The organism is Pedococcus sp. P2_E4 (assembly GCF_056403935.1).
In genome coordinates this window covers 118374-144421 of the sequence record NZ_JBFUEO010000008.1, presented here as the reverse complement: position 1 = coordinate 144421, position 26048 = coordinate 118374, and the positions used below count along the sequence as shown (strand labels likewise).

At 71.9% G+C, this 26048-nt stretch carries 24 protein-coding genes; 16 read left to right on the top strand and 8 right to left on the bottom strand.

Annotated features, from left to right (window positions below; all coding sequences use genetic code 11):
• The first annotated feature begins 172 nt into the window (after nucleotides 1-172).
• Both AC1DV7_RS06485 and AC1DV7_RS06480 read left to right on the top strand, forming a co-directional pair.
• Nucleotides 173-2473, top strand: coding sequence for a hypothetical protein (locus AC1DV7_RS06485; RefSeq protein ID WP_477595748.1), 2301 nt, complete (start codon nucleotides 173-175; stop codon nucleotides 2471-2473).
• The gene (locus AC1DV7_RS06480) at nucleotides 2470-3978 is read left to right on the top strand and encodes a DUF5719 family protein (RefSeq protein ID WP_477595746.1); all 1509 of its coding nucleotides are present in this window, start codon (nucleotides 2470-2472) and stop codon (nucleotides 3976-3978) included. Before AC1DV7_RS06485 ends, AC1DV7_RS06480 begins: the two co-directional genes overlap by 4 nt.
• A gap of 48 nt (nucleotides 3979-4026) precedes the next feature.
• Here AC1DV7_RS06480 and AC1DV7_RS06475 read toward each other — a convergent pair whose 3' ends face one another.
• Entirely contained in the window at nucleotides 4027-4494 is a 468-nt protein-coding gene (locus tag AC1DV7_RS06475) for a metallopeptidase family protein (RefSeq protein WP_477595744.1), read from the bottom strand.
• 60 nt (nucleotides 4495-4554) lie between these two features.
• On the opposite strand from AC1DV7_RS06475, the gene AC1DV7_RS06470 reads away from it, so the two are divergent.
• Nucleotides 4555-4941 (top strand): DUF3499 domain-containing protein, encoded by a 387-nt coding sequence (locus AC1DV7_RS06470; protein ID WP_477595742.1) that lies wholly within the window; start codon nucleotides 4555-4557, stop codon nucleotides 4939-4941.
• 21 nt (nucleotides 4942-4962) lie between these two features.
• On the opposite strand, the gene AC1DV7_RS06465 is transcribed toward AC1DV7_RS06470, so the two are convergent.
• On the bottom strand, nucleotides 4963-5685 hold the full coding sequence (locus AC1DV7_RS06465) for a methyltransferase family protein (RefSeq protein WP_477595740.1): 723 nt from the start codon (nucleotides 5683-5685) through the stop codon (nucleotides 4963-4965).
• A 142-nt stretch (nucleotides 5686-5827) separates the two neighbouring features.
• Between AC1DV7_RS06465 and AC1DV7_RS06460 the strand changes: the two genes are divergently transcribed.
• From AC1DV7_RS06460 to AC1DV7_RS06450, 3 genes are read left to right on the top strand one after another with little or no spacing between them, the layout of a single operon-like run.
• A complete protein-coding gene (locus tag AC1DV7_RS06460; RefSeq protein ID WP_477595738.1) occupies nucleotides 5828-7270 on the top strand; it encodes a phosphomannomutase/phosphoglucomutase in 1443 nt (480 codons plus the stop codon).
• Nucleotides 7270-7476 (top strand): Trm112 family protein, encoded by a 207-nt coding sequence (locus AC1DV7_RS06455; RefSeq protein ID WP_477595736.1) that lies wholly within the window; start codon nucleotides 7270-7272, stop codon nucleotides 7474-7476. Before AC1DV7_RS06460 ends, AC1DV7_RS06455 begins: the two co-directional genes overlap by 1 nt.
• Before the next feature lie 24 nt (nucleotides 7477-7500).
• Entirely contained in the window at nucleotides 7501-8685 is a 1185-nt protein-coding gene (locus AC1DV7_RS06450; protein WP_477595734.1) for an SIS domain-containing protein, read from the top strand.
• 17 nt (nucleotides 8686-8702) lie between these two features.
• Here AC1DV7_RS06450 and AC1DV7_RS06445 read toward each other — a convergent pair whose 3' ends face one another.
• The 6 genes from AC1DV7_RS06445 to AC1DV7_RS06420 all read right to left on the bottom strand — a co-directional run bounded on the left by AC1DV7_RS06445 (nucleotide 8703) and on the right by AC1DV7_RS06420 (nucleotide 12214).
• On the bottom strand, nucleotides 8703-9377 hold the full coding sequence (locus AC1DV7_RS06445) for a TetR/AcrR family transcriptional regulator (RefSeq protein ID WP_477595732.1): 675 nt from the start codon (nucleotides 9375-9377) through the stop codon (nucleotides 8703-8705).
• Entirely contained in the window at nucleotides 9352-9765 is a 414-nt protein-coding gene (locus tag AC1DV7_RS06440; RefSeq protein WP_477595730.1) for a DCC1-like thiol-disulfide oxidoreductase family protein, read from the bottom strand. Before AC1DV7_RS06440 ends, AC1DV7_RS06445 begins: the two co-directional genes overlap by 26 nt.
• On the bottom strand, nucleotides 9762-10166 hold the full coding sequence (locus tag AC1DV7_RS06435) for a hypothetical protein (RefSeq protein WP_477595728.1): 405 nt from the start codon (nucleotides 10164-10166) through the stop codon (nucleotides 9762-9764). The genes AC1DV7_RS06440 and AC1DV7_RS06435 overlap by 4 nt, the downstream gene beginning before the upstream one ends.
• Nucleotides 10167-10171: 5 nt before the next feature.
• Nucleotides 10172-10603 carry a hypothetical protein gene (locus tag AC1DV7_RS06430; RefSeq protein WP_477595726.1) on the bottom strand — a complete coding sequence of 144 codons (432 nt, stop codon included), beginning with the start codon at nucleotides 10601-10603 and terminating at the stop codon, nucleotides 10172-10174.
• A 79-nt stretch (nucleotides 10604-10682) separates the two neighbouring features.
• Nucleotides 10683-11213 (bottom strand): YbaK/EbsC family protein, encoded by a 531-nt coding sequence (locus tag AC1DV7_RS06425; protein ID WP_477595724.1) that lies wholly within the window; start codon nucleotides 11211-11213, stop codon nucleotides 10683-10685.
• 5 nt (nucleotides 11214-11218) lie between these two features.
• On the bottom strand, nucleotides 11219-12214 hold the full coding sequence (locus AC1DV7_RS06420) for a DUF808 domain-containing protein (protein WP_477595722.1): 996 nt from the start codon (nucleotides 12212-12214) through the stop codon (nucleotides 11219-11221).
• A gap of 266 nt (nucleotides 12215-12480) precedes the next feature.
• On the opposite strand from AC1DV7_RS06420, the gene AC1DV7_RS06415 reads away from it, so the two are divergent.
• The 10 genes from AC1DV7_RS06415 (at nucleotide 12481) to AC1DV7_RS06370 (ending at nucleotide 26048) form a co-directional block, all read left to right on the top strand.
• The gene (locus AC1DV7_RS06415; protein WP_477595720.1) at nucleotides 12481-16584 is read left to right on the top strand and encodes a cell wall-binding repeat-containing protein; all 4104 of its coding nucleotides are present in this window, start codon (nucleotides 12481-12483) and stop codon (nucleotides 16582-16584) included.
• 272 nt (nucleotides 16585-16856) lie between these two features.
• Nucleotides 16857-18293 (top strand): adenosylhomocysteinase, encoded by a 1437-nt coding sequence (gene ahcY / locus AC1DV7_RS06410; protein ID WP_477595718.1) that lies wholly within the window; start codon nucleotides 16857-16859, stop codon nucleotides 18291-18293.
• A gap of 186 nt (nucleotides 18294-18479) precedes the next feature.
• Complete coding sequence (locus tag AC1DV7_RS06405) at nucleotides 18480-19622, top strand: acyltransferase family protein (RefSeq protein WP_477595716.1); 1143 nt, start codon at nucleotides 18480-18482, stop codon at nucleotides 19620-19622.
• 72 nt (nucleotides 19623-19694) lie between these two features.
• On the top strand, nucleotides 19695-20372 hold the full coding sequence (gene mtrA / locus AC1DV7_RS06400) for an MtrAB system response regulator MtrA (RefSeq protein WP_477595714.1): 678 nt from the start codon (nucleotides 19695-19697) through the stop codon (nucleotides 20370-20372).
• 2 nt (nucleotides 20373-20374) lie between these two features.
• Nucleotides 20375-22168, top strand: a complete 1794-nt coding sequence (gene mtrB / locus AC1DV7_RS06395; protein ID WP_477595712.1) for an MtrAB system histidine kinase MtrB — start codon at nucleotides 20375-20377, stop codon at nucleotides 22166-22168.
• Nucleotides 22165-23931: an LpqB family beta-propeller domain-containing protein gene (locus AC1DV7_RS06390; protein WP_477595711.1), complete on the top strand. Its 1767-nt coding sequence runs from the start codon at nucleotides 22165-22167 to the stop codon at nucleotides 23929-23931. Before mtrB ends, AC1DV7_RS06390 begins: the two co-directional genes overlap by 4 nt.
• 192 nt (nucleotides 23932-24123) lie before the next feature.
• Entirely contained in the window at nucleotides 24124-24270 is a 147-nt protein-coding gene (locus tag AC1DV7_RS06385; RefSeq protein ID WP_477595709.1) for a Flp family type IVb pilin, read from the top strand.
• A gap of 16 nt (nucleotides 24271-24286) precedes the next feature.
• The gene (locus tag AC1DV7_RS06380; RefSeq protein WP_477595707.1) at nucleotides 24287-24403 is read left to right on the top strand and encodes a Flp family type IVb pilin; all 117 of its coding nucleotides are present in this window, start codon (nucleotides 24287-24289) and stop codon (nucleotides 24401-24403) included.
• Nucleotides 24400-24807, top strand: coding sequence for a TadE/TadG family type IV pilus assembly protein (locus AC1DV7_RS06375; RefSeq protein ID WP_477595705.1), 408 nt, complete (start codon nucleotides 24400-24402; stop codon nucleotides 24805-24807). The genes AC1DV7_RS06380 and AC1DV7_RS06375 overlap by 4 nt, the downstream gene beginning before the upstream one ends.
• Nucleotides 24795-26048, top strand: a complete 1254-nt coding sequence (locus AC1DV7_RS06370; protein ID WP_477595703.1) for a pilus assembly protein TadG-related protein — start codon at nucleotides 24795-24797, stop codon at nucleotides 26046-26048. Before AC1DV7_RS06375 ends, AC1DV7_RS06370 begins: the two co-directional genes overlap by 13 nt.

Genomic DNA, 26048 nt, shown 5'->3' with positions numbered 1-26048 from the left:
AGCCAGTCGGTGACATCGACCAACGAACCGTTCCCGTTCGCTCCCCGCTACGTCGGGTGCGGCGGCGCGGCGCACCGCCGGCGCCCGCCGACGGCAGACCCGGCGCGTCGCGCTGGCCCGCTGTGCCGGGTGGGCGCTGCCGTTCCTCGCGGCCTGGATCGCCGTCTCCAGCGTGGTCGCCGGAGCCGCCCTGCTGCTCGCCAAGCGCCCGCGGGCCGCGTGGGCAGAGCTCGCCGACCTGGGTGCCCTGCTGACCCCGGGCCGGATCACCCGCGCCCGCTGGGGGTCGCGCGGTCGACGCCGGGTGCGACGCCGCGACCTCGCGGGGTTGTTCGTGCGCCCGGCCACCGTCCTGCGTCACACCGGCGACCTCATCCACGACCAGGTCACCGTCGAGTCCGCGGCCACCCCCCGCACCTCTGTCCAGGCCGTCGAGTCGGGCCCGGTGGCCGACGACGCCGAGGACCTCAACATCCTGGGTGCCACCTGGGCGTCGCGAGCTGCCCGCAACCCCGGCCTCCTCGTCACCCTCACGAGCGTCGTCGTCGCCGCGTCGGCCTCGCGGGACCTGGGGGGCACGGCGTTGGAGCGGTTCCACCACGGGCTCACGGGCGGCGAGCTGACCGGAGTTCGTGCCGACCCGTCCTCGACCTGGCACGCCTGGTGGGACGGTTGGCACGGCGCCGGGTTCGGAGCGGCCGGTGAGCAGAGCCCGGCGCTCACGGTCCTCGCCGCGCTGTCCTGGCTCGTCTCGCACCTGCCGCTGCTCGGCACTCCCGACTCGCCCCTCGGTGCGGCCGTGGCCGTCCTCGTGGGGTTGGCCATCCCGCTGGCCACGCTCACGGCATACCTCGGCGCGCGGGTCATCACGCACGCTCGGTGGCCGCGGGCGCTCGCCGCACTGGCGTGGGCCACGACGGCGGCCCTGACCAGCGCCGCCGCGGGCGGCCGACTGGCAGGCGTCGTCGCCGCGGTGCTGCTGCCGCTGGTGGCGGCAGGCTGCGTCCTCGCCGCACGGCGCCGTGGCTCGACCACGGGCACCGCCGCCACCGTCCTCGCTGCGGCGGTCCTCGCGTCCTTCGTCCCGGTGCTGCTCGCCCCTGTGGGCGTCACCGGGCTGGCGCTCCTGTTGGTCGGTCGCGGCCCGGTGCGCTGGCGCGGCCTGGCTCTGGCGATCGGGCCCATCGTGCTCCTCGGTCCCTGGCTCGAGACCTTCGTCGGTGACCCGGCACAGCTGCTGACCGGCCCCGGCCTGTCCGTCTGGGGCGAAGCCCAGGCCGAACCGTGGCAGATCGCGCTGCTCCACCCCGGCGGCCCCGGCTCCACCCCCGTCATGCTCGGGGCCGTCGTCGTGGCCGCCGGGGTCCTCGGGCTGGTGCGTCCCGCGCGGGGCTGGGCCGGCAGCGCCCTGCTCGGGCTGCTCGCCCTGCTGGGCACGGCTGCGGCGATCGCTGCCCCCCGACTGCAGCTGGGCGTCGTCCCCGCAGGTGACGCGCACGCCGGAGCGCCGATCACCGCCTGGGCCGGCACCGGCGTCCTCGTGGCGGCCCTCGCGCTGCTGGCCTCCGCCCTCCGGGGTGCCGACGGACTGAGGCTGAGCCGCAGGCCCCGCGGGGTGCTGGCCGTCCTCGGCTGGCCGATGGCCGTCCTCGCGACGGCGGCGGTGCTCGCCGGGGCCGGGTTCACGGCGTGGCAGTCGCTGGGATCGACGCTGGGGGCGTGGTCCGACCCGCGTCCCGCGGTGGCCATCGACCAGGCCGAGTCGGGCCTCGGCAACCGCATGCTGCTGATGGCACCCGACGGCGAGGGCCTGAGCTACGAGCTGGTCGGTCGCGAGCCGGCAGCGGTCGCACGCGCCCTGCCCGGCGCCCAGGCACCCTCGGCCGCGCTCGCCGAGGCCGTCGCGGCGCTGTTCGCTTCAGGCGCCGCGCCCGGCGAGCTTCACCCCGCCCGCGACCTGTCGACGCAGGCCGTGGGCTTCGTGGGGCTGCGCGTCCCCGCCTCGGATCCCCGCGTCCGCACCCTTGACTCGACGGCCGGGCTGAGCCGGCTCGGCGACCACGAGGGCGTGATCTTCTGGCGGGTCCTCGCCGGGGGCGGCACCGGCGACGAGGCCCTCGCCCCGTCCCGGGCCCGCCTCGTCACCGCCAGGTCCGCGGCGAGCGGACAGGTCCTCCCGGTCGCCGGGGACCACTCCCGGCTCGATGCCACGGTGATCGCGCCGGTGGGGACGTCCCTGGTCCTCGCCGAGCCGCCGGAGTGGGTCAGGCACGGCAGGGTCACCGCGAACGGACGCATCCTCGCGCCGTCCGGTGACGGCGCGACCTACCCCGTCCCGGCAGGGCAGGTCAGGCTCGCGGTCGACGTCCTGCCCACCGCGCCCGGCTGGCGCTACGCCCAGGCCGTGGCGCTGCTGCTGTGCCTCTTCCTGGCGCTCCCCTTCGGCAACCGCGCCTCGAGGAGGGCATCGTGAAGCGCCTGGTCAACGCTCCCGTCGCGGGAATCGCCCGCGCCACCCTCGTCCTCGGTGCGGGTGTGGGTCTGGTCGTCGGAGCCGCCTCGCTGCCCGACGCCGTGGCGGTCGGCGGCAAGTCGGCCAGCCGTGGTGCGAGTGTCGCCACCACCGGAGCCGCCCGCGGTGCGGCCCTGGCCTGCCCGGGTCCCGAGCTCAAGGGCGTGTCCGGGCTCGACGACGTGTCAGGCGGTGTGACCATCGCGGCCGCCGCGGCGCCCCGCACGGCACTCGTCGGCACCACCCCCGTGTCCGAGCCGGGAGAGGTGCGCCTCGCGCGGCTGCCCCGTGGTGGTGACTCCCCGGTCGTCACCACCCGTGGTGCCGTGGCCACCGTGCAGGTCGCCAGGGCAGAGTCGTGGCTCGCCAGCGCCACCCAGTCCCTTGCACCGGGACTCGCCGCCGTGCAGACCTCGTTCGTCGCGTCGGGCGACCTGAGGTCGCTCAGCTCGGTTCCCTGCTCGGGCTCGGCCGCCGACCAGTGGGTCCTCGCCGGCGGCGGGGCTCCCGGGCGCCAGGAGCGCCTCATCCTGACCAACCCGGGCGGCAACGCCGTCACCGTCGACGTGACGGTGCACGGACCCGACGGACCCGTGCCGTCGACAACCGGCAAGGGCGTGGTGGTCCCGGCCCACGGTCGCACCGCACTGCTGCTCGACGCGATCTCCAGCACCGTCGCCTCGCCCGCCGTCCACGTGGTCGCCCAAGGTGGCGTCGTCACCGCTGTCGTCGGCGACCGCTGGCTCGACGGCACCCGAGCGGCCGGCGTCGACGACGCCTCGGCCTCCGCGCCCGCTTCCCGCGACCAGGTGGTCCCCGCCGTCGAGGGTGGTGGCCCCGGTGTCCTGCGGGTCGTCGTCCCCGGCGACGACGAAGCCGTCGTGCAGGCCAGGGTGCTCACCCGCAGCGGGCCACGCGCACTGCCGACCGGCGGCGTGACGCGGGTCGAGGGCGGGACGGTCCGCGACATCGACATCTCGGGGCTGGCGCCGGGTGCGTCGGGCATCCAGGTGCGCGCCGACCGACCCGTCGTCGCGGCTGCGCTCGTGAGCCGCGGTGGCGCGGGCAAGCCGAGTGACTTCGCGTGGAGCCCGTCGACCGCGCCGATCAGCGGCGTGGCCGGCATGCCGCTCACCGACCCGGCCGGCATCCCCCGCGGCACCGTGGTCAGCCGCTGGCTCGAGCTGTCGGCGACGGGCGCGCCCGCGGACGTCCAGGTCGTCACGGTCAAGGCCGACGGCACCGCACAGTCCGAGCGCGTGACGATCCCCGCCGACAGCACGCTGCGCGTCGTCGTCAGCGGCACCCAGTCGGTGTGGGTGCAGCGCGCCGACGGCAGTGGCGCGCTGCGCGGCGGGGTCGTCTCGTGGCTCAACGACCGGACCGGGACCGTCATCACGGCCACGCCCCTGCTCGACGCACCGCTGCGCACCAGCAGCGTCGGGCTGCGCGAGGTCCGTCGCTGAGGCTGGCGGCACCGTCTCACGGCGAAGGCGTCCGCGCGATCGAGTCCCTCAGTCGCCGGCGTCGTACCGCGGGTCGAGGTCGCTCGGGTTCAGCCCGAACAGGGCCGCCACCTGCTCGACGACGACGTCCTGCACCACCGCCGTCAGCTCGCGCTGGTCCTGCGAGCGGTTCTCGATCGGCCTGCGGTAGATCACGATCCGCGCGGGTTGGTTGCGGCCCACCGACGGGAAGGCGCGCCCGAGCGGCACCCCCTCGTGCTCCCACGGGGCCGGGTCGGTCGAGGGGACGTCCTCCACGGCGAACTCGACCTCGGCCAGGCGTGGCCCGACCCGCCCCTCGAGTCGGGCCGCACTGTCGAGCACCAGGTCGTCGAACTGCTGCCGGCGTGAGGCCATGGCCGGTACGGCGGGCCAGGCGAGCGGCCCCCGGACGCCTCGGCCCCGGCGGTCGCGACGCGGTGCGGCGCGGCGACCGGGCCCTGCCGTCCCACCGCCCGAGGGGCCTGCCGAAGTCACGCCGTCATGCTACGGCGTGCCGAGCGAGTCGCTGCCCCGCGCTGACATAGAGTCCACCGCGTGAGTCTGTCGAGGCGGTGTTCGCGCACCGCATGCCCCAAGGTCGCCATCGCCACACTCACCTACGTCTACCGCGACCAGACGGCGGTGGTTGGCCCCCTCGCGACGTATGCCGAGCCGCACACCTACGACCTGTGCGGCGACCATGCCGAGGGCCTGACCGCCCCGCGTGGCTGGGAGATCGTGCGGCTGTCCGGCGAGTACGTCGAGCCGGAGCCCTCGCACGACGACCTGCTGGCGCTCGCGAACGCCGTGCGCGAGGCCGGGCGGCCCCGCCTCGGCGAGCCCGTTGCGCCCCCGCGGGTCGCCCCCGCCGCTGCCGAGACCGCCTCCGGTGCCGTCGAGACCTCACGTCGCGGACACCTGCGCGTCCTGCGTGACGTCTGACGCGCCGCCACGGGCCGCCGGCTAGCGGACCCGGCTCCGTCGAAGAGCGCGCGGGACGATGAGGGGGGTCTCGCGTTGGTAGTCGGCGTAGTCGTCCAGGGTCATGGCGAGGATGGTCTCCTCGTTGCGAGCCCGGTACACCTGGAGCCCGATCATCACCGCCCAGATGGCGAAGGCCCAACCACTGGGCCGGATCAGCACCGTCCCGAGGAAGGCGACGAGCTCGCCGGTGTACAGCGGGTGGCGCACCAGCCCATACGGCCCGGTGCGCACCACCGCCCTGGCCTGCGCCAACATGCTGAAGCTGCGGTCGAGGTAGCGGATCGCCCAGATGGAGGAGCCCAAACCCACCAGGAGCAGGGCGTCGGCGACGACCAGCAGCCCCAGCGAGGGCGTGCCGTGCGGGAGGAACGCGATCGAGAACGGCAGCCACGTCGCCACGAGGGCAGCCACGGCGGCGACCGGTGACGGGTGGGTGGCCTTGGACCGCGACCGGCGCAGGAACGCGCTCACCAGCAGCGCATAGAAGCCCACGCTCAGCACTGTGCCCAACACCGAGCTGACTCGGTGCGCGCCCCAGGCCTGGTCGCGTGTGGCGGAGTGCCAGAGGGTGTTCGCGTTGAGGACCAGGAGGCCAGCCATGATCGGGACGCCGACGAGGCGGCCGATGTCGACTCCCGACGGTGCGTCGGCCGCAGGGACCGCTGCCGCAGACGTGTCCTGGGAGCTGTCGAGTGCGGACATCGAGGATCCTTCGGGGTGCGTGGAGGGCAGGCTGTGTTCAGCATTCGCCCTGCGCCCGCCTGGAGCCACCCGGCGAAGCCGGTCCAGCCGTAAGGGACGAGCCGTGTCCTCGTCCGAACGGGCCACCGCTAGGGTTTCAGACGTGCCTGCGCCCCAGCTGTCCGAGTTCGTCAAGGCCTATGACGTCCGCGGGCTCGTTCCCGAGCAGCTCAACGTCGACGTCGCGTGGGCGCTCGGCGCGGCCTTCGCCCAGGCCGTCGTCGCCCCCGACGGCAGCACGGGGGTCGTCATCGGGCACGACATGCGCCCGTCGTCGCCTGAGCTGTCCAGGGCTTTTGCCGCCGGCGTCACGGAGCAGGGGCTCGATGTCGTCCTGATCGGGCTGGCCAGCACCGACGGTCTCTACTACGCGAGCGGCGCCCTCGACCTGCCGGGCGCGATGTTCACGGCGTCGCACAACCCCGCCCAGTACAACGGCATCAAGCTGTGCCGGGCCGGCGCCCGCCCGGTCGGTCAGGACTCGGGGCTGGCGACCGTTCGCGACCTCGCCCAGGAGCTGCTCGACTCGGGCACCAGTGCCGGACCAGCCGGGGTGACCCAGGGCCGCATCACCGAGCGCGACGTCCTCACCGACTACGCGGCGTTCCTGCGCGGCCTCGTCGACCTGTCCGGCAGCCGCCCCCTGCGCGTCGTCGTCGACGCGGGCAACGGCATGGGCGGTCACACGGTCCCGGCCGTCCTCGGCACCGACGCGGGTCTGCCGCCGCTGCCCCTCGAGGTGGTCCCGCTCTACTTCGAGCTCGACGGCACCTTCCCCAACCACGAGGCCAACCCGCTCGAGCCCGACAACCTGCGCGACCTGCAGGCAGCGGTGATCGAGCACGGGGCCGACCTCGGCCTGGCCTTCGACGGTGACGCCGACCGCTGCTTCGTCATCGACGAGCGCGGCGAGCCGGTCAGCCCCAGCGCGGTGACCGCCCTCGTCGCCACCCGCGAGGTGGCGAAGGAGGTCGCCCGCGGCACCGACGCCTCCGACGTCGCCATCGTCTACAACGTGATCTCGTCCGCGGCAGTCCCCGAGATCATCGGCGAGCAGGGCGCGCGAGGCGTCCGCACCCGCGTCGGCCACTCGTTCATCAAGGCGGAGATGGCGCGCGAGGGAGCCGTCTTCGGCGGTGAGCACAGCGCACACTACTACTTCCGCGACTTCTGGTTCGCCGACACCGGCATGCTCGCGGCGCTGCACGTCCTCGCCGCCCTGGGTGAGCAGGACCAGCCGCTCAGCCGGCTCGCCGCGGCATACAGCCGGTATGCCGCGTCCGGCGAGATCAACTCGACCGTCGCCGACGCCCCGGCCGCCACGGCCCGCGTGCGGGAGTGGGCGGCCGGTCAGGGAGTCGAGATCGACGAGCTCGACGGGCTGACCGCCACGCACGCCGGTGCAGGGAGCGACCCGATGTGGTGGCTCAACCTGCGGGCGTCCAACACCGAACCGCTGCTGCGCCTCAACGTCGAGGCCGCCGATGCAGACACGATGGAGCAGGTGCGGGACGATGTCCTTGCCCTGGTGAGAGGAGAAGCCTGATGGCCGAGGCATCGACGCAAGGCGCCCGGATCGAGCCGTGGTTGCGCGACATCCTGCGCTGCCCGGCCTGCCGGTCCGAGCTCGCCGACGCACAGGGCGTGACCGGCCCCGAGCTGCACTGCACCAGCGCCGACTGCGGGCTCCAGTACCGCATCGACGAGGGTGTCCCGGTGCTCCTCGTCGACGAGGCCCGTAAGCCGGCCTGACGCCGGCTGCCGGAGCACCAGACCATGGCCCCGCACCTCGACGAGTCCCGGATCGACAGCGAGGACGCCATCGCCGCGCTCGACTCGCGGCAGACCCTGCGGGGTCTGGCGACCGCCGGTGCCCAGGTCCGCGAGGCGATCGCACTCGCCTCCGAGGCGGGCATCGAGCGTGTAGCCGGGGGTGAGCGACCCCGGTCGGTGCTGGTCGCCTCGCTCGGTGGTTCCGCCGTCGTGTGCGACGTCCTCGAGCTGCTCGCCGAGCCGGGCTCGCCCGTGCCGGTGTCCGTGCGCCGGAACGTCCCGCTGCCCGGATGGGTCGGCCCCCTCGACCTGGTCATCGCGGTCTCGCAGTCAGGTCGAGCTGCAGGGCCCCTCGCGCTCGCGGCAGAGGCTGCCCGCCGTGGTGCCTCGCTGCTCACCGTGGGTGCGTCGGACTCGCCGCTGGCCGACGTGGCCGCCCAGGCTCGCGGGGTCCACATCGGCATCGGGCGTGGGCGCAGCACCTCGCGCACCGCGCTGTGGTCGTTGCTCGCCCCGGTGCTGCTCAGCGCCGGCCACCTCGGCATCGTCGACGTGGGGCGGCAGGCGCTGTACGACACGGCCGACCGGCTCGACGAGGTGGCCGAGGCCTCACGCCCGTCGTCGGAGTCGTTCGTCAACCCGGCCAAGGTGCTTGCCGCCGACCTGGCCGAGGGGGTCCCGGTCGTCCTGGGCGACGGCCCCCTGTCGGGCGTGGCTGCGGGGCGGGCCGCCTCCATGCTGGCCCGCACGGCACGGCTCCCCGCGACGTGGGGTGAGCTGCCCGATGCCGCCGCCCAGATCGTGGCCTGCTTCGACGGGCCGTTCACCAGCGCCTACGCCAACCGCCCCGACCTGGTGGCGCGTGGCGACGACATCTTCGCCGACCCCTACCTCGACGGCCCCGAGCCGACGCGGCTGTCCCTGCTGATGCTGCGCGATGCCCCGCCCGACCCCATGACCCGCGATGCGGCGGAGTCGATAGGGCTGGCCGACGCGGTGGTCGAGGGGGCGCGTGAGTCGGGGGTGCGGGTCAGCGAGGTCACGGCCCAGCCGGGTCATCCGCTGGTCCGTCTCGCCGGGCAGATCGCCACGACGGACTTCGCGGCGACCTACCTCGCCCTCGGGCTGGGTCTGGATCCCGCGGTGTCGCCGCACGTCGCCGACCTGGCCGAGCGCACCGGCCGCTGACCGACCGCCCTCAGGGGTCAGTGCCGCAGGCTGCGGACGAGGTCGGTGACGTCCCCGACCACACCACGCATGCCCGGCAGCCGGCTGAGCCGCACGAGCTTGTCGACCAGCGGGACGACCTGTCGCACCAGGCGCCGGGTCCTGGCCTGGCCCTCGCTGGAGTCGTGCACCCAGTACAGGACGACCCCCATCTGCAGCAGCCACAGCAGCTCGGGGAGCTCGGCGCGAACCGTGGCGGGCGCCTTGACGTCGGACCCGTCGACGACGCTGCGGAACAGCCCGATGCTGGTCTCGCGGGCTCCCTTGGACTCGTCGCTGAACGGTGACAGCGGGCTGGTCGGCTCGGCAGCCACCTTGAAGAACTTGCCGGCGAACGCGTGGAACGGCTCGGCGACGTCCACCCAGGCCTCCAGCACGGCGCGCAACCGGTCGGCGAAGGCCGTGGACGCCGCCAGGGCGGGCTCGACGGCCGCCGCGTGCGAGACCTGGATCTGGTCGTAGAACGCCTGGACGAGGTGTTCCTTCGAGGCGAAGTAGTAGTAGGCGTTGCCGATGCTGACGCCGGCGCGGTCGGCCACGGCCCGCATGGTCGTCTTGTCGTAGCCGCGCTCGAGGAACAGCTCCTGGGCAGCCGCCGCGATGGCGGACCGGGTCTGCTCGCCGCGTTCAGACCGGTTGGCAGGCTCCGTCACAGTCGTCAGGGTAGCCACCTCCAGCCGGCCTCCGGTCCACCCGTGTGGTGAGCGCCGAGCGGAGCCCGGCTGCGGCATACGCCATCGCCCTGGCGACCGGGAGCCCGAGGGGCGTCGCGAGCCGCATGGCGAGGTCGCGGTGCTCGACGGTCGCCCACAGGCACATGACCCAGGCATGGTGCCCGGTCCAGACCTCGCCGGAGTCGGCCACGACGGTCACCTCGCGGAGGGTGGCGGCGTGGTCGAGGCCCGGGAGGAGCGCGCGGGCGGCCGCCGACCCCGCCGGCAGCGTGTCGAGGGGTATGCGGTGTGGCTGGGCCACGAGCCACTCGCGGAACCGCGAGCACATCGGGCACTGCGCGTCGTAGAGGAGGTGGAGCCGGTTCACGCCGTCGCCTGGCGGGGAGGGCCGCTGAGGGCGACGATGACGGCCAGGCCCAGCGCGGCCGTGACAGGGGCGATGAAGACGCCGATGCTGAGCAGGCCCAGCACGGTCAGGGCGCCGAGCAGGGCGACCACGACCACGGCCGCCACGCGCGTCGCCCGACCGCCCGGTCCGAGCAGCAGGACCGCGACCACCAGGCACGCGGCCAGCGGCACGCTCGCGATGACCAGCCCCCAGGTCCCGTTCGCCTGGACGAACGTGTCCGTGGTCGAGGTCGTGTGCACCTCGCCGTTGGCGTCCTCGGTGAAGGAGCTCCCCGTGTAGGCCGGGAGCGCGAGGGCCGCGACCACCAGCCCACCGGCCCACAGGGCTGCGGCGGCCAGGGCGATCCGGACGGTCCTCACCGTGGTCAGCCTGCCGGCTGGGTGGAGGGCTGGCCGTAGGTCGGCGGCGGCAGGTACGCCTGCGGCGGCACGGGGGGAGTGGCCAGCGCGTCCAGGTGGCTGCGACGTCGGATCCTGCTGAAGACGTAGACGTTGAGAAGGTGCACGACCCCGAGCATCAGCATGACGACACCCAGCTTGACGCTGAGCACCTCGACCACCGTGCGGGCGTTGGCGAGGTCGTCGTCGACGCGCAGGTACAGCGCCACGACCCCGAGGTTGAGCAGGTAGAAGCCGACGACGAGGAGCTTGTTGACCGCGTCGGCGAGCGCGTCGTTGCCGTCGAAGACGTCGACGAGGAAGACCCGCCCGTTGCGCGAGAGGGTCGAACCGACCCAGATGATCAGAGGGACGGCGATGACGAGGTAGCTGCCGTAGGCGACGACCGCGAGGTCCATGGAGGCTCCTTGTTTGAACGGGTTCAACTTCGAGGTCCCGACAGTAGCACGGCAAGTTGAACACGTTCAAGAGAGTGGCTCAGAGGGCGAGCCGGAGCACCTCCGCGGTGGGCAGCGCGACGAGGTCCGCGCTGTCGACGAGCACCTTGCTGCCGCGGATCCCGGAGCCCACCACCACGAGCCCGGCTTCGACGACCGACTCGTCGACGAGCACGGGCCAGTGGGCGGGGAGGCCGATGGGCGTGATCCCCCCGAACTCCATCCCCGTGAGGGCGACCGCGTCGTCGTGGGGGGCGAAGCTGATCTTGCGGGCGTCCAGGTGCCTGCGCACGACGCCGTTGACGTCGGCACGCATGGTGGCCAGCACCATCACCGCGGCGTACCGGACCTCTCCGCCGCGCTTGCCGGCCACGACCACACAGTTCGCCGAGTGCTCGGGGGCGACGTCGTAGGCCTCGCAGAAGGCGGCCGTGTCCGCGAGCGTGGCGTCGATGGGGGCGACGTTCGCCGAGGGCGTGGCGCCGACCGCGGCTGCGACCGCCGGAGCCAGGAGGTCGGGGTGGTGGTCGGCCGGCTGCCAGTCGAGGATGCCGCGGGCCGTCGGTGCCATCGGCCTCAGGCCTCGTCGCCCGCAGGTGCGTCGTGAGCGGCGCCGCCGTGACCGGCGCCGTCGTGGCTGCTGCCCCGTCGCGGTATGACGTGCATGACCGCGACGACCACCGCACCCACGAGGAGGCCGAGGACCGCCGAGCCGACCGTGTTGGTGAGCCAGCCGAGGATGCCACCCACGGCGCCCGTGGCGTCGTGGACGGCCTCCTCGGCGTGGTGCACCCAGGAGTACGGCGCGTGCAGCCCGAGGTCGTCGAGCCCCACGAGCAGGATGTGGCCGCCGACCCAGATCATCGCGGCCACCCCGACGACCGAAAGGGTGCTCAGCAGCCGTGGCATGGCACTGACCAGGCCCCGGCCCACGCTGCGGCTGAGCCCGGACTTGCGCCCCGCCAGGTGCAGGCCGACGTCGTCCATCTTCACGATGAGGGCGACGACGCCGTAGACGAGGACGGTGATGGCCAGGGCGACGACGACGAGGATGACGGCCCGGCTGAGGAACGGCTCGTCGGCCACCTCGTTGAGCGAGATGACCATGATCTCGGCCGACAGGATGAAGTCGGTGCGGATCGCGCCGCTGGTGATGTCGTCCTCGTCGGCGACCTCGCCGTGCTCGTGAGCGGCGTCGGCGGCGGTCTCGCCGTGGCCGCTGATGCGTTCCCAGATCTTCTCGACGCCCTCGTAGCAGAGGAACGTGCCGCCGATCATCAGCAGCGGGGTCAGCGCCACGGGGAGGAACTGGCTGAGCAGCATGGCCGCGGGCAGGATGAACAGCAGCTTGTTGCGCAGGGAGCCGATCGCGATCTTCTTGATGATCGGGAGCTCGCGCGTGGGGGAGAGGCCCTCGACGTACCGAGGCGTCACCGCCGTGTCGTCGACGATCACACCAGCCGCCTTGACGCTGGCCCGGCTCGCCGCAGCGCCCACGTCGTCGACCGAGGCCGCGGCGGCCTTGGCCAGCACGGCGATGTCGTCGAGCAGGGCGAACAGGCCGCCGCTCATCGGGTCGTCTCCGCCAAGGTCGTCTCCGCCAAGGGGGCGGCTGCGGGGCTCTGCACGGGCGCCAGCCTATCGAGGCTCCACGGGTGCCGGTGGCCGGTGGCGCGCCGCGACCGCCATCGGCCGAACGGCTGAGTGGTGAAGTGTCCTTTTGCCCCCCGACCGCGCAACACGGCACAGCCTCGTTGGGGTGGCTGTGACACTGCCTGCGGCAGGGGCCGCACCGGTGCTCCCTGCCTCGGTACGCCCGCGGGGAAGAGGACCACACCATGCGCCAACGCTTGAGCGCCCTGATCACCATGCTCGTCCTGGTGCTGGTCGGAGGGCTGGCCGCGGCCGCGCCTGCCGCCGCGGCACCGGGAGCGCCCGTCCTCGGGGCCGTGCCGGCGCGGTCCACCAACCCGGTGCTGACCTGGTCGGCGCCGACGGGGGCAGTCAGGTACTCGGTGCAGGTGGCGAGCCAGTCCGACTTCGCCAGCACCGCGGTGAAGTTCAATGTGACGGTGGCCAACACCGCGGCCACGCCGCCCAACGACCTCCCCGTCGGGCAGTACTGGTGGCGGGTGCGCGCGGCCGACGCCAAGGGCGCATTCGGCCCCTACTCGACGGGGACGTTCACCAAGACCTCCGGCACGATCCCCTCCCCCCTCCTGCCTGCCAACGGCACGCAGCTGAAGTACCCGACCGACTCGCTGGTGCTGTCCTGGAGTGTCTTGGCCGGCATCAAGACCTACGAGGTGCAGGTCGACGACGACGCGGCCTTCGTCGGGGCCCCCGCGCCGATCTCCACGACCAACACGAGCTTCACGCCGAGCAACCCGCCCTTCAACACCACGTGGTACTGGCGCGTCCGGGGCAAGTCCTCCACCGGTGTGGCCACGGACTGGTCGTCGGTCTGGTCCTACAGCATGACCTGGCCCAGCGCGCAGATGCCCGCCCTCACGTCGCCCGCGGACGGCGCGAACGTGGAGGAGATCAACCTGGACTGGGCCCCTCTCGTCGGCGCCAACTCCTACGAGCTCCAGATCAGCCCCGACCAGTTCTTCAACGCGCCCATCGGCGGCACGCGAGTGGTCAACTCCACGGCGTTCTCGCCCAGCCCCACCCTCCCGGCCGGGGCGTACTACTGGCGGGTGCGCGGCCTGAGCGCCGTGCTCAACGCGGCCACGAAGCCCGAGCCCAGCCAGTGGTCCCAGGTGCGCACGTTCACGCGTGCCTGGCCCGCGGTGGGGTCGTTGCCGAGCGGCACGACGGGCAAGTGGGCCCAGGTCAAGCTCGTCTCGCCCGTCAACGGCGAGAACACCATCCAGGAGCCCACCTTCACCTGGCAGCCGCAGCGCGAGGCCTCCAACTACGAGTTCCAGATCGGCCCTGACGCCAACTTCTCGGCGGGGACGTACTCCACCTGCTACACCGACCACACCACCGTCACGCCCTACGTGCGGGTCACCCCCTTCACCAACAACCCGAGCCCGCCCTACTGCAACCCATCCGTCCCGTTCAAGCTGACGCCGGGAGGCGTGGCCTACTGGCGGGTCCGCGGTCTCGACGCGCCGGCCACGACGCCCACCGTCCTCGGTGTGTGGAGCGAGGTCTGGCGGATGCAGTACAACCCTTCGGGCATGACGCAGTCCGTGAGCTACGCGGGGGTGGTGCCCGTCCTGAAGTGGACGGCCGTCCCCAACATCAGCCACTACAAGGTGACCATCGCCCGGGCGCCGGGCAACACCGACACCGACTGCGCCACGGTCACTGCCATCACCTACAACACCTCCTACGTCCCCGAGAACATCTCGATGAAGTGCGAGGGCGAGCTGGCGTGGACCGTGCAGTCGCAGGAGGACGACGGCGACCTGAGCAAGATCGCGTTCCAGTCCGGATGGCCCACGTTCACCCTGACGCAGCCGACCGCCCAGTCGTCGCTCGGCGTCGTGGCGCTCACCGCCAGTGACGGACTGCGTCCGCCCACCATGCAGTGGAACGGCCTGACCGGTGCCGCCTCGTACCGCGTGTGGTTCTCGGTCGCGGGGGAGAACTCCTTCGTGCTGGCCCACACCAAGACCCTGTTGCCTGGCTTTGCCTACACCGGCCAGGGCGGCGGCTGGCCCGTGAGCCTGACCCCGGGCTCCTACGACTTCTTCGTCGAGGCGCTCGACGCAACCAACCAGTCGATCGCCCAGAGCGGTCTGCAGAGCTTCACCATCAGCTCCACGTGGCCCAGCGTCACCCTGACCAGCCCGTGTGTGGGGTCGGCGGCGGGACCCCAGTGCGTGCAGTACGACACCCCGACCCTCGACTGGGAGCCCCTGCCGAAGATCGGGCTCTACAACGTCTACCTCGCCACTGACCCCAACTTCACGAACGTCCTGTGGAACTGGCAGACATCGTTCACCGAGTTGACCCCTGTCGAGTCGCTGCCCGACTCGCAGGCCGGTCAGGCCTACTACTGGTACGTCCGTCCGTGCGTGAACAAGGGATCGTGTGGACCCTTCGACCCCTCGGTGTTCTCGAACGCCGGAGCGTTCCGCAAGGTCTCGCTGCCGGTGAAGGCGATCTCGCCCGCCGGTGGGGCCTCCGTCGCGCACGAGGTGACCTTCCAGTGGGAGGACTACCTGGCGACGAACTACCCGTTCAACGGCACGGCAGCCGGCCGGGTGACCCAGGAGGCGGAGAGCTACCAGGTCCAGGTCTCCACGACCGCGGAGTTCACGAACATCATCGAGACCAGCCCGATGATCGACCAGACCCGTTACACGGCCCAGACCACCACGTACCCGGAGGGCCCGCTGTACTGGCGGGTCCGGGCCTACGACCAGACGGGCAACCCGCTGACCTACAGCTGTGGACCCGTCGCCAATGGCCCGCAGCCGGCCTGCGCGGCCTTCGCCTTCACGAAGTCGTCGCCGACCCCGGCACTCACGCTCCCTGCTCCGGGGGCGCAGGTCCCCAGCGCCCCGACGCTCGCCTGGGCCCCGATGGCCTACGCCAAGACCTACGAGGTCGAGATCTACAGCGGCACGGCCGTCGACCCCTCCGCCAAGGTGACGACGCTGACGACGAGCAGCACCTCGGTGATCGGCAAGACCCCGTTGGCTGCCGGGACCTACGGCTGGCGGGCGCGCTGGATCGATGCCAAGGGCCTGCCTGGTCGCTGGACCTCCGAGGGGGCACTGCGGACGTTCGTCGTGGCCGGCAACACGGTCACGCTCCGGCTGCCGGCCAACGGCGGCAAGGTGAGTGACAACCGCGTCGTCCTGCAGTGGGACCCCGTGCCCGGCGCAGCTCGCTACAAGGCCGAGGCCAGCCTCGACTCGGGCTTCGGCACCGTCCTGGAGGCTGTCACCACGGACCAGCCTGCCTGGGCACCCGGGATGTCGTTCCCCGCTTGGCCGAGCGGCAAGATCTACTGGCGCGTCACGGCGTTGGACGCCAACAATGCCAAGCTCAGCGCGTCACCGGTGTGGTCCTTCGTCAAGGGGACTGCGGCCATGACGGTCACGCGGTATGCCGGGTCCGACCGGTTCGGGACGGCGGTCCAGGTCTCCAAGGCGACCTTCCCGAGCGCCGGGGTCCCGGTGGCCTACGTCGCGACCGGTAGCAACTTCGCCGACGCGCTCGCGGGTGGACCAGCCGCCTACAAGCAGGGTGGGCCAGTGCTCCTCGTGGCCCAGAACGCCATCCCCAGCGTCGTGGCAGGCGAGCTGGGCCGGCTCAAGCCGGCTCGCATCGTCATCCTGGGCGGCACGGGTGCCGTCTCGGCGGCCGTCGCGACGAAGCTTGACGGCTACACGACGGGACCGGTGGTCCGCCTCGCGGGGGCCAACCGGTTCGACACCGCCGGCCAGGTCGCGTTGTACGCGTTCGGCACGTCGGGCAAGGCCTACATCGCGAACGGGACGAACTACCCCGACGCGCTGGCAGGTGCCGTGGCCGCGGCCACGAAGGGCGTGCCGCTTCTCCTGGTCACGGCAACCGATGTGCCGGCGCCGACGAAGTCCGCCATGACGAAGCTCGGGGTGACCTCGAGCACCGTGCTGGGTGGTACCGGTGTCGTCAGCCCGGCCGTGATGTCGGCCGCCCATGGCACCGTCCGGCTGGCGGGGTCGAACCGCTACTCGACGGCGGTGGCCATCTCGAAGGCGACCTTCCCGACGGCGAACGCGGTCTTCCTCGCGACGGGCAGCAACTTCCCCGACGCACTGGCCGGCACCCCGAGCGCGGCCAAGCGGGTGGCTCCGCTGCTGCTGGCCAACGGTGGCTGCCTGACTGCTGACACGGTGGCCGAGATCCAGCGGCTCGGGGCGTCCACGGTCTACGTCCTCGGCGGCACCGGCGCGGTCCCGGAGTCGGCGGCCCGGCTGACGACCTGCTGACGGTGGTCTCACCCGACGTCTGCTAGCAGGGGTTGGTGAAATGGGGACAGGGTGCACCCTGTCCCCATTTCCGTACCCTCTGCTGAGCTGGCCTTTCCCGGTGGGCCGGCCACGTCGCGGGCGGCCACCTGACCTCGTCGACCCTCTGGTTCGGCCCCGCCTCCGGTAGAGTGGGGGGCACGCCGGCGCGGGTGATACCCCGCTCCACACGTGAACGCCCAGATGGGCTGCGCCGGGTCTGCCAACCACACACTCAAAGGAAGAGATTTCGCATGTCCTTCGACTACCGGGTTGCCGACCTGGGCCTCGCTGAGGCCGGCCGCCACCAGATCCGCCTGGCCGAGCACGAGATGCCCGGTCTGATGTCCCTGCGCGAGGAGTTCGGGGCGGCCCAGCCGCTCCAGGGCGCCCGCATCGCCGGCTCCCTGCACATGACCGTGCAGACCGCCGTCCTCATCGAGACGCTGACCGCGCTCGGTGCCGAGGTCCGCTGGGCCTCCTGCAACATCTACTCGACCCAGGACGAGGCGGCCGCCGCCGTCGTCGTCGGGCCCCACGGTTCTCCCGAGGACCCCCAGGGTGTCCCCGTGTTCGCCTGGAAGGGCGAGACCCTGCCGGAGTACTGGGACTGCACCGAGCAGATCCTCACCTGGCCCGGTGGCGAGGGCGCCAACATGATCCTGGACGACGGTGGCGACGCCACGATGCTGGTCCACAAGGGTCGCGAGTGGGAGGCAGCCGGTCAGGTGCCCCCCACCGACGAGAACGACTCCGAGGAGGTCGGGGTCTTCAAGGAGCTCGTCCGCAAGACCCTCAAGGCCGACCCCACCAAGTGGACCACGGTCTCCGAGCAGATCAAGGGTGTCACCGAGGAGACCACCACGGGCGTCCACCGCCTCTACGAGCTGGCCGCCACGGGCGACCTGCTGTTCCCGGCGATCAATGTCAACGACTCGGTCACCAAGTCCAAGTTCGACAACAAGTACGGCTGCCGCCACTCGGTGCTCGACGGCCTCAACCGCGCCACCGACGTCCTCATCGGCGGCAAGGTCGCCGTCGTCGCCGGCTTCGGCGACGTGGGCAAGGGCTGCGCCGCGGCCCTGGCCGGTCAGGGTGCCCGCGTCATCGTCACCGAGATCGACCCGATCTGCGCGCTGCAGGCCGCGATGGAGGGCTACCAGGTCGCCCGCCTCGAGGACGTCCTGCCGATCGCGGACATCTACGTCACCACCACCGGCAACTTCAACATCATCACCGCCGAGCACATGACGCAGATGAAGAACAAGGCGATCGTGTCCAACATCGGCCACTTCGACAACGAGATCGACATGGCCGGCCTGGCCAAGGTCGCCGGGGTCACCAAGACCGAGATCAAGCCGCAGGTCCACGAGTGGACGTTCGAGGGCGGCAACTCGATCATCGTCCTGTCCGAGGGTCGCCTCATGAACCTCGGCAACGCCACGGGCCACCCGAGCTTCGTCATGTCGAACTCGTTCGCCAACCAGACGATCGCCCAGATCGAGCTGTTCACCAAGAACGACGACTACGACAAGCAGGTCTACGTGCTGCCCAAGCACCTCGACGAGAAGGTCGCCCGGCTCCACCTCGACGCCCTCGGCGCCAAGCTCACCGAGCTGACCAAGGAGCAGGCCGCCTACATCGGTGTCGACGTGGCCGGCCCCTACAAGTCGGAGCACTACCGCTACTGACGCAACCGGGGCCCGTGCCCCGACCACGCACCACAGGTATGCCGGCCGCTCACCTCGAGCGGCCGGCATACCTGGTCTGGGTGTCGGCACGGCCCCCGGCCCGGCCGGGGCGTTGGCCCGTTCGGGCCACTGCCCGCGGCCGATCGGTCGATGGCCCGCGCCTTCGCGGGCTGAGAGGGTTTCCCGGTGACAGCTGCGACAGGGGGCGCCGGGAGGCAGGAGCAGCGCAACCTGGCGCTCGACGGGCTGCGGGGGTTCGCCGCCCTCGCCGTGATGTCATCCCACCTGGTCGCCAGCCTGGGGCTGCTGCCGTTCAAGACCGGCGGTTTCATCGGCGTGCTCGTGTTCTTCGTCCTGTCCGGCTACCTCATCACCTCGATCTGCTGGCGTGGCGCCGCGACCCGACAGGCCTACGTGCGCTTCCTGCGCCGTCGCGTCCAACGGCTCGCCGGCGTCCTGATGGGCCTGGTCGTCGTCGGGGTCCCGGTCATGGTCGCGTGGGGCGGACAGGAGCTGGCCGATGCCCTCGTCAGCGGCGCGCTCGCCCTCGGGCAGCTCACCGCGTTCGCCGTCACGGCGGGCGTGGGGGAGCACCCGGCCTGGGGGCCGACCTGGAGCCTCACGGTCGAGTGGGTGTTCTACCTGCTGATGCCGCTCGGCATCATCGCGTTCAAGCGACGAAGAGTCTCGCTGCCGGTCGCACGCAACGTCGTGGCGGGCGTGGCCGCCGGCCTCTACCTCGTCGGGTTGCTCCTGCCGGACAAGGCGTTCTACCTGCTGCCCGTGGCCAACCTGGGTGTCATGGCCGCAGGCGCGTCCCTGGCGCTGGCACACCTGCACCAGGGCGCCACCGGTGACAGACGGTCGCCCGACCCGGCACGGGCCGCCTTCGCCCTGGTGTTCCTGACCCTCTTCTCGTTGATCCCGCAAGGTCAGCTGGGGGTGGGATACCAGGTGGTCGCCGTGCCTTCAGTGACCGTCGCGACGCTCGTCGTCCTGCACGGATGCCGCGAAGGCGCCCCCATCTCGAGGCTGTTGGCCGCCCGTCCGCTGACGGCGGTGGGGCGCCGCGCCTACAGCCTCTACCTGTGGCACTTCATGGTCTTCTGGATCGTCTGGCTCCGGCTGCGGGACAGCTCCCAGCTCGTGCAGGCGTCGGCGATGCTGGCCGTCACGGCGCTGGTCGTCGCCGTGAGCTTCCGGTTCCTCGAACGCCCCTGGTTGACTCCGGGGCCGGACCGCCGCAGCCGTGAGCTGGCCCGTGGTGTCCGGGTGGGCTCGCCTGTCGGCGTCCACGTCGATGACACACGGCCTGCGAGTGCGCCCTGAGCCGTGCAGCAACCCTCATGTGTGATGATTCGGTAGGGGTCCATTACTGCTGCATGGAAGAGGTTGACGCAGGTGAACGGTCGCGTGCTCATCGTCGATGACGATCTGGCGCTGGCGGAGATGCTCGGCATCGTCCTGCGCAACGAGGGGCTCGAGGTCTCGCACGTCGCGGACGGCGCCGGAGCAGTCGCGGCCTTCCGCGACGCCAAGCCCGACCTGGTGCTGCTCGACGTCATGCTCCCCGGCCTCGACGGCATGGAGGTCTGCCGACGCATCCGCGCCGAGTCGGGGGTGCCCATCGTCATGCTGACCGCGCGCACCGACACCGTGGACATCGTCGTGGGACTCGAGTCCGGGGCCGACGACTACGTCGTCAAGCCGTTCAAGCCCCAGGAGCTCATCGCCCGGATCCGCGCGCGCCTGCGTCGCGGTGACGAGCCCGAGCCCGAGCGGCTCGAGATCGGTGACCTCGTCATCGACGTGGCAGGCCACTCGGTCAAGCGCGACGGCGCGGCGCTGTCGCTCACGCCCCTCGAGTTCGACCTGCTGGTGGCCCTGGCCCGCAAGCCGTGGCAGGTGTTCACCCGCGAGGTGCTCCTCGAGCAGGTCTGGGGCTACCGGCACGCGGGTGACACCCGACTGGTCAACGTGCACGTGCAGCGGCTCCGCTCCAAGATCGAGCACGACCCCGAGCACCCCGAGATCGTCGTGACCGTGCGCGGCGTGGGCTACAAGGCCGGCCCGAGCTAGCCATGTCCGAGCCGAACGGGTCGGCTCGTCCCCGGCCCCCGCGAGCTCCTGCACCCACGTTCTCCGACCACCGGGCGTCCGCGGCGGTTCGGCTGCGGGCTGCCGGGGCGCGGCTCCGGCACGGCGCACTGGCCGGTGGCGGGCGCCTGCGACACGCCTGGCGGCGCAGCCTGCAGTTCCGGGTCGTCTCGAGCACCGTGCTGCTCGGTCTCGTGGTCGTCGTGCTCCTCGGCAGCTATCTCTTCCAGTCCATCTCGACGGGCCTCGAGCGCGACCGCATCGACACCTCGCAGGTCGAGGCCTCCCGGCTGACCCTCGAGGTGCAGGGCAGCTTCGACGAGAGCGACAAGACCAGCAGCGGCGGCGAGCTGCAGCTGCTGGCCCAGGACGTCATCAAGCGAGCCGCGGCTCCCGGCGGCGACACCGAGCGCTACCTCGTGCTGGCGCGGGGGCTGGGCAACACCAGCACGGCGGTCGTCCAGACGGTGTCCTCCGGTGAGGTCGGGCTCGCGAGCATCCCGTCCGACGTCCGGGAGGCGGTCCGCGCCGACCCCGGTCACCAGCAGGTGCGCCTGGTCGGGATCTTCTTCCGCCAGTCCGACGGGGTGGTCCCGGCCGTCGTGGTCGGGTCCCAGGTGGACGTCCCCAACGCCGGCAAGTACGACCTGTATGCCGTGTTCCCGATGCAACGCGAACAGGCAACGCTGAGCCTGATCACCCGCACCTTCGCCCTGGGCGGGCTGGTCCTCGTGGTCCTGGTCGGGGCCGTGGCCTGGGTGGTCACCCGGCAGGTCGTCAACCCGGTCCGGCGGGCGGCCGTCGTGGCCGAGCGACTCTCGTCGGGTCGCCTCAACGAGCGCATGCGCGCCCGGGGCGAGGACGACCTCGCGCGGCTGGCCAAGTCCTTCAACGAGATGGCGGACAGCCTGCAGACCCAGATCCGCCAGCTCGAGGGACTGTCCCGGGTGCAGCAGCGGTTCGTGTCCGACGTCTCGCACGAGCTGCGCACACCACTGACCACGATCCGCATGGCCGCAGACCTGATCCACGACTCCCGCACGGACTTCGACCCGGCGGTGTCGAGGTCCGCCGAGCTGCTCCACCACGAGCTCGACCGGTTCGAGGAGCTCCTTGCGGACCTGCTCGAGATCAGCAGGTTCGACGCCGGCGCGGCGGCCCTCGAGTCCGACGCGGTCGACCTGCGAAGCGTCGTGGCCCGGGCCGTCCACGCGGCGCAGCCGGTGGCGGACCGCTGGGGGAGCGTCGTCACGGTCGAGGCCACGGGTCCGAGCGATGCCGAGGTCGACCTCCGGCGCGTGGAGCGGATCCTGCGCAACCTGCTCGTGAACGCGCTCGAGCACGGCGAGGGTCGCCCCGTCGAGATCGCCATCCGGGGCAGTGACACCGCCGTCGCGGTGAGCGTGCGCGACCACGGGGTGGGGCTGCGCCCTGGTGAGGCGGCGCTGGTGTTCAACAGGTTCTGGCGAGCCGACCCGGCACGGGCTCGCACGACAGGTGGCACGGGGCTGGGACTTGCCATCTCGCTCGAGGACGCCCGCCTCCACGAGGGCTGGCTGCAGGCCTGGGGCGAGCCGGGCGAGGGCTCGGTCTTCCGGCTCACCCTGCCGCGACGGGTGGGCGTCCCGATCGTCGACTCCCCGCTCCCGTTGCGCCCTGACGACGCCACGTCCAGTGAGGTGGATTCCGTTGCCACCAATGGCATCCCGGCGTCATTGCCAGTGGTCGGGAGAGTGGGCTCGCGACCCGCGCCCACGGTCCGCTCGGGGCCCCAGTGAAGCCCCTGCGTGCAGTGGCCGGCCTCGCCTCGGCGGCGGTGCTCCTGACGGGGTGCGGCGGCCTGTCGACCGAGTCCCCGGTCCAGCAGGGCCTCGACGTCGGTTCGGTCCAGGAGAACGAGGTCCGGGTCGAGGCCAACCCGGTGGCCCCCGGGTCGTCCCCGGAGCAGGTCGTGCTCGGCTTCATCCGTGCCGCCGCAGCGAGCGACGACGAGTACCAGGTGGCCCGGTCCTACCTCGCGCCGTCCGCCCAGGACGCCTGGCGGCCGGACTCCTCGGTGGTCGTCTTCACCGACGAGACCGCCTTGGCGATCGCCGCGACGACGCCGGGCTCGGTCCGGGCGGTCGCCAAGGCCACGGCGCGCATCGACGGCAACGGTGTCTACCAGGAGCTGCCGCGCAGCTCGACGGTCCCGGTCACGTTCTCCGTCTTGCGGATCGCGGGGGAGTGGCGCATCTCGGCGCTTCCCGAGGGCTTCGGGACGTGGTTGAGCGAAGCCGACGTCGAGCGGCTGTACGACCCGTTCAGACTGTACTTCCTGGCCGCCACCGAGCGCCGGCTCGTGCCCGACGTGCGCTGGTACCCCGTGGGCACCGGGCTGGCCACCCGGCTGGCACGCGGGCTCCTGTCGGGCGTCCCGGCATACCTCAAGGGGGCGGTGCGCTCGGACGTGCCGCAAGGCACGAGGCTCGCCGTCGACTCGGTCCCCATCGACTCGGGCACGGCCCGGGTCAACCTCACGGCGATCAAGCTGAGCAGCGACCCCGCCCAGCGACAGAGCTTCGGCGCCCAGTTCCTGGCGACGGTCGACCAGGCGGCCGGGGTTGACCGCGTCGCCCTCCAGCTCGAGGGCACCGAGCTCCAGGTGCCCGGGGCAAACGAGGGGGGCTCCCTCAGCTCACTGTCGACGCTCGGCTTTGCGGCACCCCCCGAGCCCAGTTCGAAACCCTTGCTGCGCAACGGGTCCGCGCTCGTGGCCGTCGATCCGCTCAAGCTGACTGACAGGGACGAGCAGATCCCTCCCGACAGGGCCACGTGGCCGGCGCTGCCGACCGGGTGGGCCTACCCCGCCCTGTCGTGGAGCGGCGAGGAGGTCGGGGCCGTCAGCGGTGACCGCCGCCAGCTGGCGCGGTGGCGCGGCACGACGCAGGTGCAGCTGCTCGACGTGGGCACCCGGTTGTCGCCCCCGACGTACGACCGCCACAACGTCCTCTGGGTGGCGGGGCGCGAGGGGGACCGCACCCGGGTGTGGGCGGTCAACACGTCGGCCGGTTCGGACGACGCGGCCTCCCGGCCGAAGGTCGTCACCGCTGCCTGGCTCGACAACCGCGCCGTCGGCAGCATCCGGTTGTCACCCGACGGCCAGCGCGCCGCAGTCTTCTCCACGGACCGCGCCGGCAAGGACCCCCGCGTCGACGTGGCCGGCGTCGTGCGCGAGCCCAACGGGCTGCCGCGCTCGCTGGCCGAGCCACTCAACCTCGCGCCGGCTCTGACCCTGGTGAGGGACCTCGTCTGGGTCGACGAGTCCACGCTCGCGGTCCTGGGCCGCAAGCCGAGCTCGCAGGTGATCCGTCCGTGGTTCGTGCCCCTGGGCGGCCCCATCTCTGCCGGTCCCGAGATCGCCGGGGCGGTCTCGATCACGACCGTCAACGGTGAGCGTGGCCTGGTCGTCACGACCGACAAGCACGTCGTCCAGATCAGGGCCGGCAACCGCTGGMAGGACATCGGCAACGGAAGCGCGTTTCTCGTCCCCGGTCGCTGACGCCCGGCAGGTGAGGCGGAGACGACTTCGGCCAAAGTCAGCCGTTCGGTTGATAGAGCACTCGGCCGTCGGCCACGCCCACTGGAACCCAATAGCCGATGTGGCAGACCCCTCGAACACGGCAATCTCTTCCTCGGCACAGCACCGCAGTGGTCTGAGCCGCGGGATTCGAAGCCTTGAAAGGGATTCAAAATGCTCAAGACCCTCGTGAAGTTCCAGAACCAGGACGAGCGCGGCGCCACCGCCGTCGAGTACGGCCTCATGGTCGCCCTCATTGCCGTCGTCATCATCGGCGCCGTCACGCTCCTCGGCAACAACCTGAACGCCACGCACCACTGAGCGCGGAGCCACCGCCGTGGAGTACGGCCTCATGGTCGGACTCATCGCCGTCGTCATCATCGGCGGCGTCACTCTCTTCGGCCAAGGCGTCAACGCCCTCTTCGTCATCCCCGCAGGGGTGTTCGGCGGATGAGCCGAACCCGTCGTGAGCGGGGGGCTGCAGCCGTCGAGATGGCGATCATCCTCCCCGTGCTGCTGCTCGTCATCGGCGGCATCGTGGACTTCGGCCGGGCCTTCTACTACAGCGTCGTCACGACGAGCGCGGCCCGCGAGGGCGCGCGCATGCTGGCCCTGGGCTACACCACCACCCAGGCGGACGCCCGGGTGACCGCGGCGATGCCGGGCCCCATGACCTACACCCGTACCCCCGCCGCAGCCGTCTGCCCCAACGCGGCCGAGACGGCAACGTACTCGATCACGATCACCAACGGCGCAGGGGCCAACCAGTTCCACTGGCTGGTCCTGAGTCTGCTCCCGCAGCGAGCCGTCCCCGTACCCACCATCCGAGCAACAGGGAGCATGCGATGCAACGGCTAGGACTGTTCACGCGGCTGCACCGTCGCGGCGAGCGCGGTGGCGCTGCCATGCTGGTCGCCGTCCTGCTGGGCGGCGGCGTCATCATGGGTTTCGGGGCGATCACCATCGACGTGAGCTCGCTCATGTGGGAGCGCCGCCAGGTCCAGAACGGCGCCGACGCCGCGGCTCTCGCCATGGCGCGTGCGTGTGCCATCGACGCCGCGAAGTGCGTAGGCAGCCCGGCCCTGAACGGCGCCGGCCTGGATGCCCTGAACAACGGGAACGCCAGGGACGCGGCCAACGGGTTCGACACCACGGCATACCCGTTCGGCCTCTGCGGCCGGGGGAACGCCCTCCCGGCCTGCTCCGCCGGCAGCACCGCAGACCTCAAGCAGTGCCCGACGCTGCCGGCCTCCCTGGCCTCCAACGCCAACATCCCCTACGTCGAGGTTCACACCCAGACGAAGGCCAGCAACGGCTCGGCGATCCTGCCCACCTGGCTGGTCCGCACGCTCGTCGGTGGCAGCACCGGCACGACGGTCAAGGCCTGTGCCCGCGCCGCCTACGGAGCCCCTGGCACCACTGTGGCCAGCGCCCCCATCACCTTCTCGATGTGCGAATGGCGCGCCAACACCGCCAACGGCACGTCCTACGTCACCAATGACCCCGCAGGCATCCCGGGGTACGGCGCTGCGCCGCTGCCCCCGTGGCCGGGCGCGGCCACCACGCCGACCACACCCGGTCGCGAGATCATCATCACGCTGCAGGGGGGGCCCCACGCCCCGAACGCCTGTTACAACTGGCAGGGGCACGACGTGCCCGGTGGCTTCGGCTACCTCACTGCCAGCGGCTGCAACGCCACGGTCCAGCAGGACAACTGGATCAAGATCGACACCGGCAACAGCTCCCCGTGCGACTTGTCGCCGTTCCTGGGCAGGGTCATCTACCTTCCGGTCTTCGACTGCACGATCACCAGCGGCAGCACCCCGACGGGGCCTCCTCCCGCCGTGTGCAACGCGGGCAACGGCTCGAACACCTGGTACCACATCTCCGGCTGGGCCAAGTTCTACCTGAGCGGCTACAAGACGGGCGGCTCGCAGCAGGCGGGCAGCCTGGTCAGCGGCAACGTCCCGTGCAACGGCGGAGACCGCTGTATCTCCGGCTGGTTCCTCGAGGGAGTCCTCCGCGACGCCCCCGTGGCCGGACCCATCGCCCCCGGATCTCCCAACTATGGCGGCTATGCCGTCCAACCCGCTGGATAA

Excerpts from the sequence above, each read along its gene's own strand:
- AC1DV7_RS06385 (WP_477595709.1), top strand. The coding sequence starts at position 24,124 with ATGCTCAAGACCCTCGTGAAGTTCCAGAACCAGGACGAGCGCGGCGCC.
- AC1DV7_RS06455 (WP_477595736.1), top strand. The coding sequence starts at position 7,270 with ATGGCCGAGGCATCGACGCAAGGCGCCCGGATCGAGCCGTGGTTGCGC.
- AC1DV7_RS06430 (WP_477595726.1), bottom strand. The coding sequence starts at position 10,603 with ATGGACCTCGCGGTCGTCGCCTACGGCAGCTACCTCGTCATCGCCGTC.
- mtrB (WP_477595712.1), top strand. The coding sequence starts at position 20,375 with ATGTCCGAGCCGAACGGGTCGGCTCGTCCCCGGCCCCCGCGAGCTCCT.
- AC1DV7_RS06420 (WP_477595722.1), bottom strand. The coding sequence starts at position 12,214 with ATGAGCGGCGGCCTGTTCGCCCTGCTCGACGACATCGCCGTGCTGGCC.
- AC1DV7_RS06415 (WP_477595720.1), top strand. The coding sequence starts at position 12,481 with ATGCGCCAACGCTTGAGCGCCCTGATCACCATGCTCGTCCTGGTGCTG.
- AC1DV7_RS06425 (WP_477595724.1), bottom strand. The coding sequence starts at position 11,213 with ATGGCACCGACGGCCCGCGGCATCCTCGACTGGCAGCCGGCCGACCAC.
- AC1DV7_RS06370 (WP_477595703.1), top strand. The coding sequence starts at position 24,795 with ATGCAACGGCTAGGACTGTTCACGCGGCTGCACCGTCGCGGCGAGCGC.
- ahcY (WP_477595718.1), top strand. The coding sequence starts at position 16,857 with ATGTCCTTCGACTACCGGGTTGCCGACCTGGGCCTCGCTGAGGCCGGC.
- AC1DV7_RS06465 (WP_477595740.1), bottom strand. The coding sequence starts at position 5,685 with ATGTCCGCACTCGACAGCTCCCAGGACACGTCTGCGGCAGCGGTCCCT.
- AC1DV7_RS06450 (WP_477595734.1), top strand. The coding sequence starts at position 7,501 with ATGGCCCCGCACCTCGACGAGTCCCGGATCGACAGCGAGGACGCCATC.
- AC1DV7_RS06375 (WP_477595705.1), top strand. The coding sequence starts at position 24,400 with ATGAGCCGAACCCGTCGTGAGCGGGGGGCTGCAGCCGTCGAGATGGCG.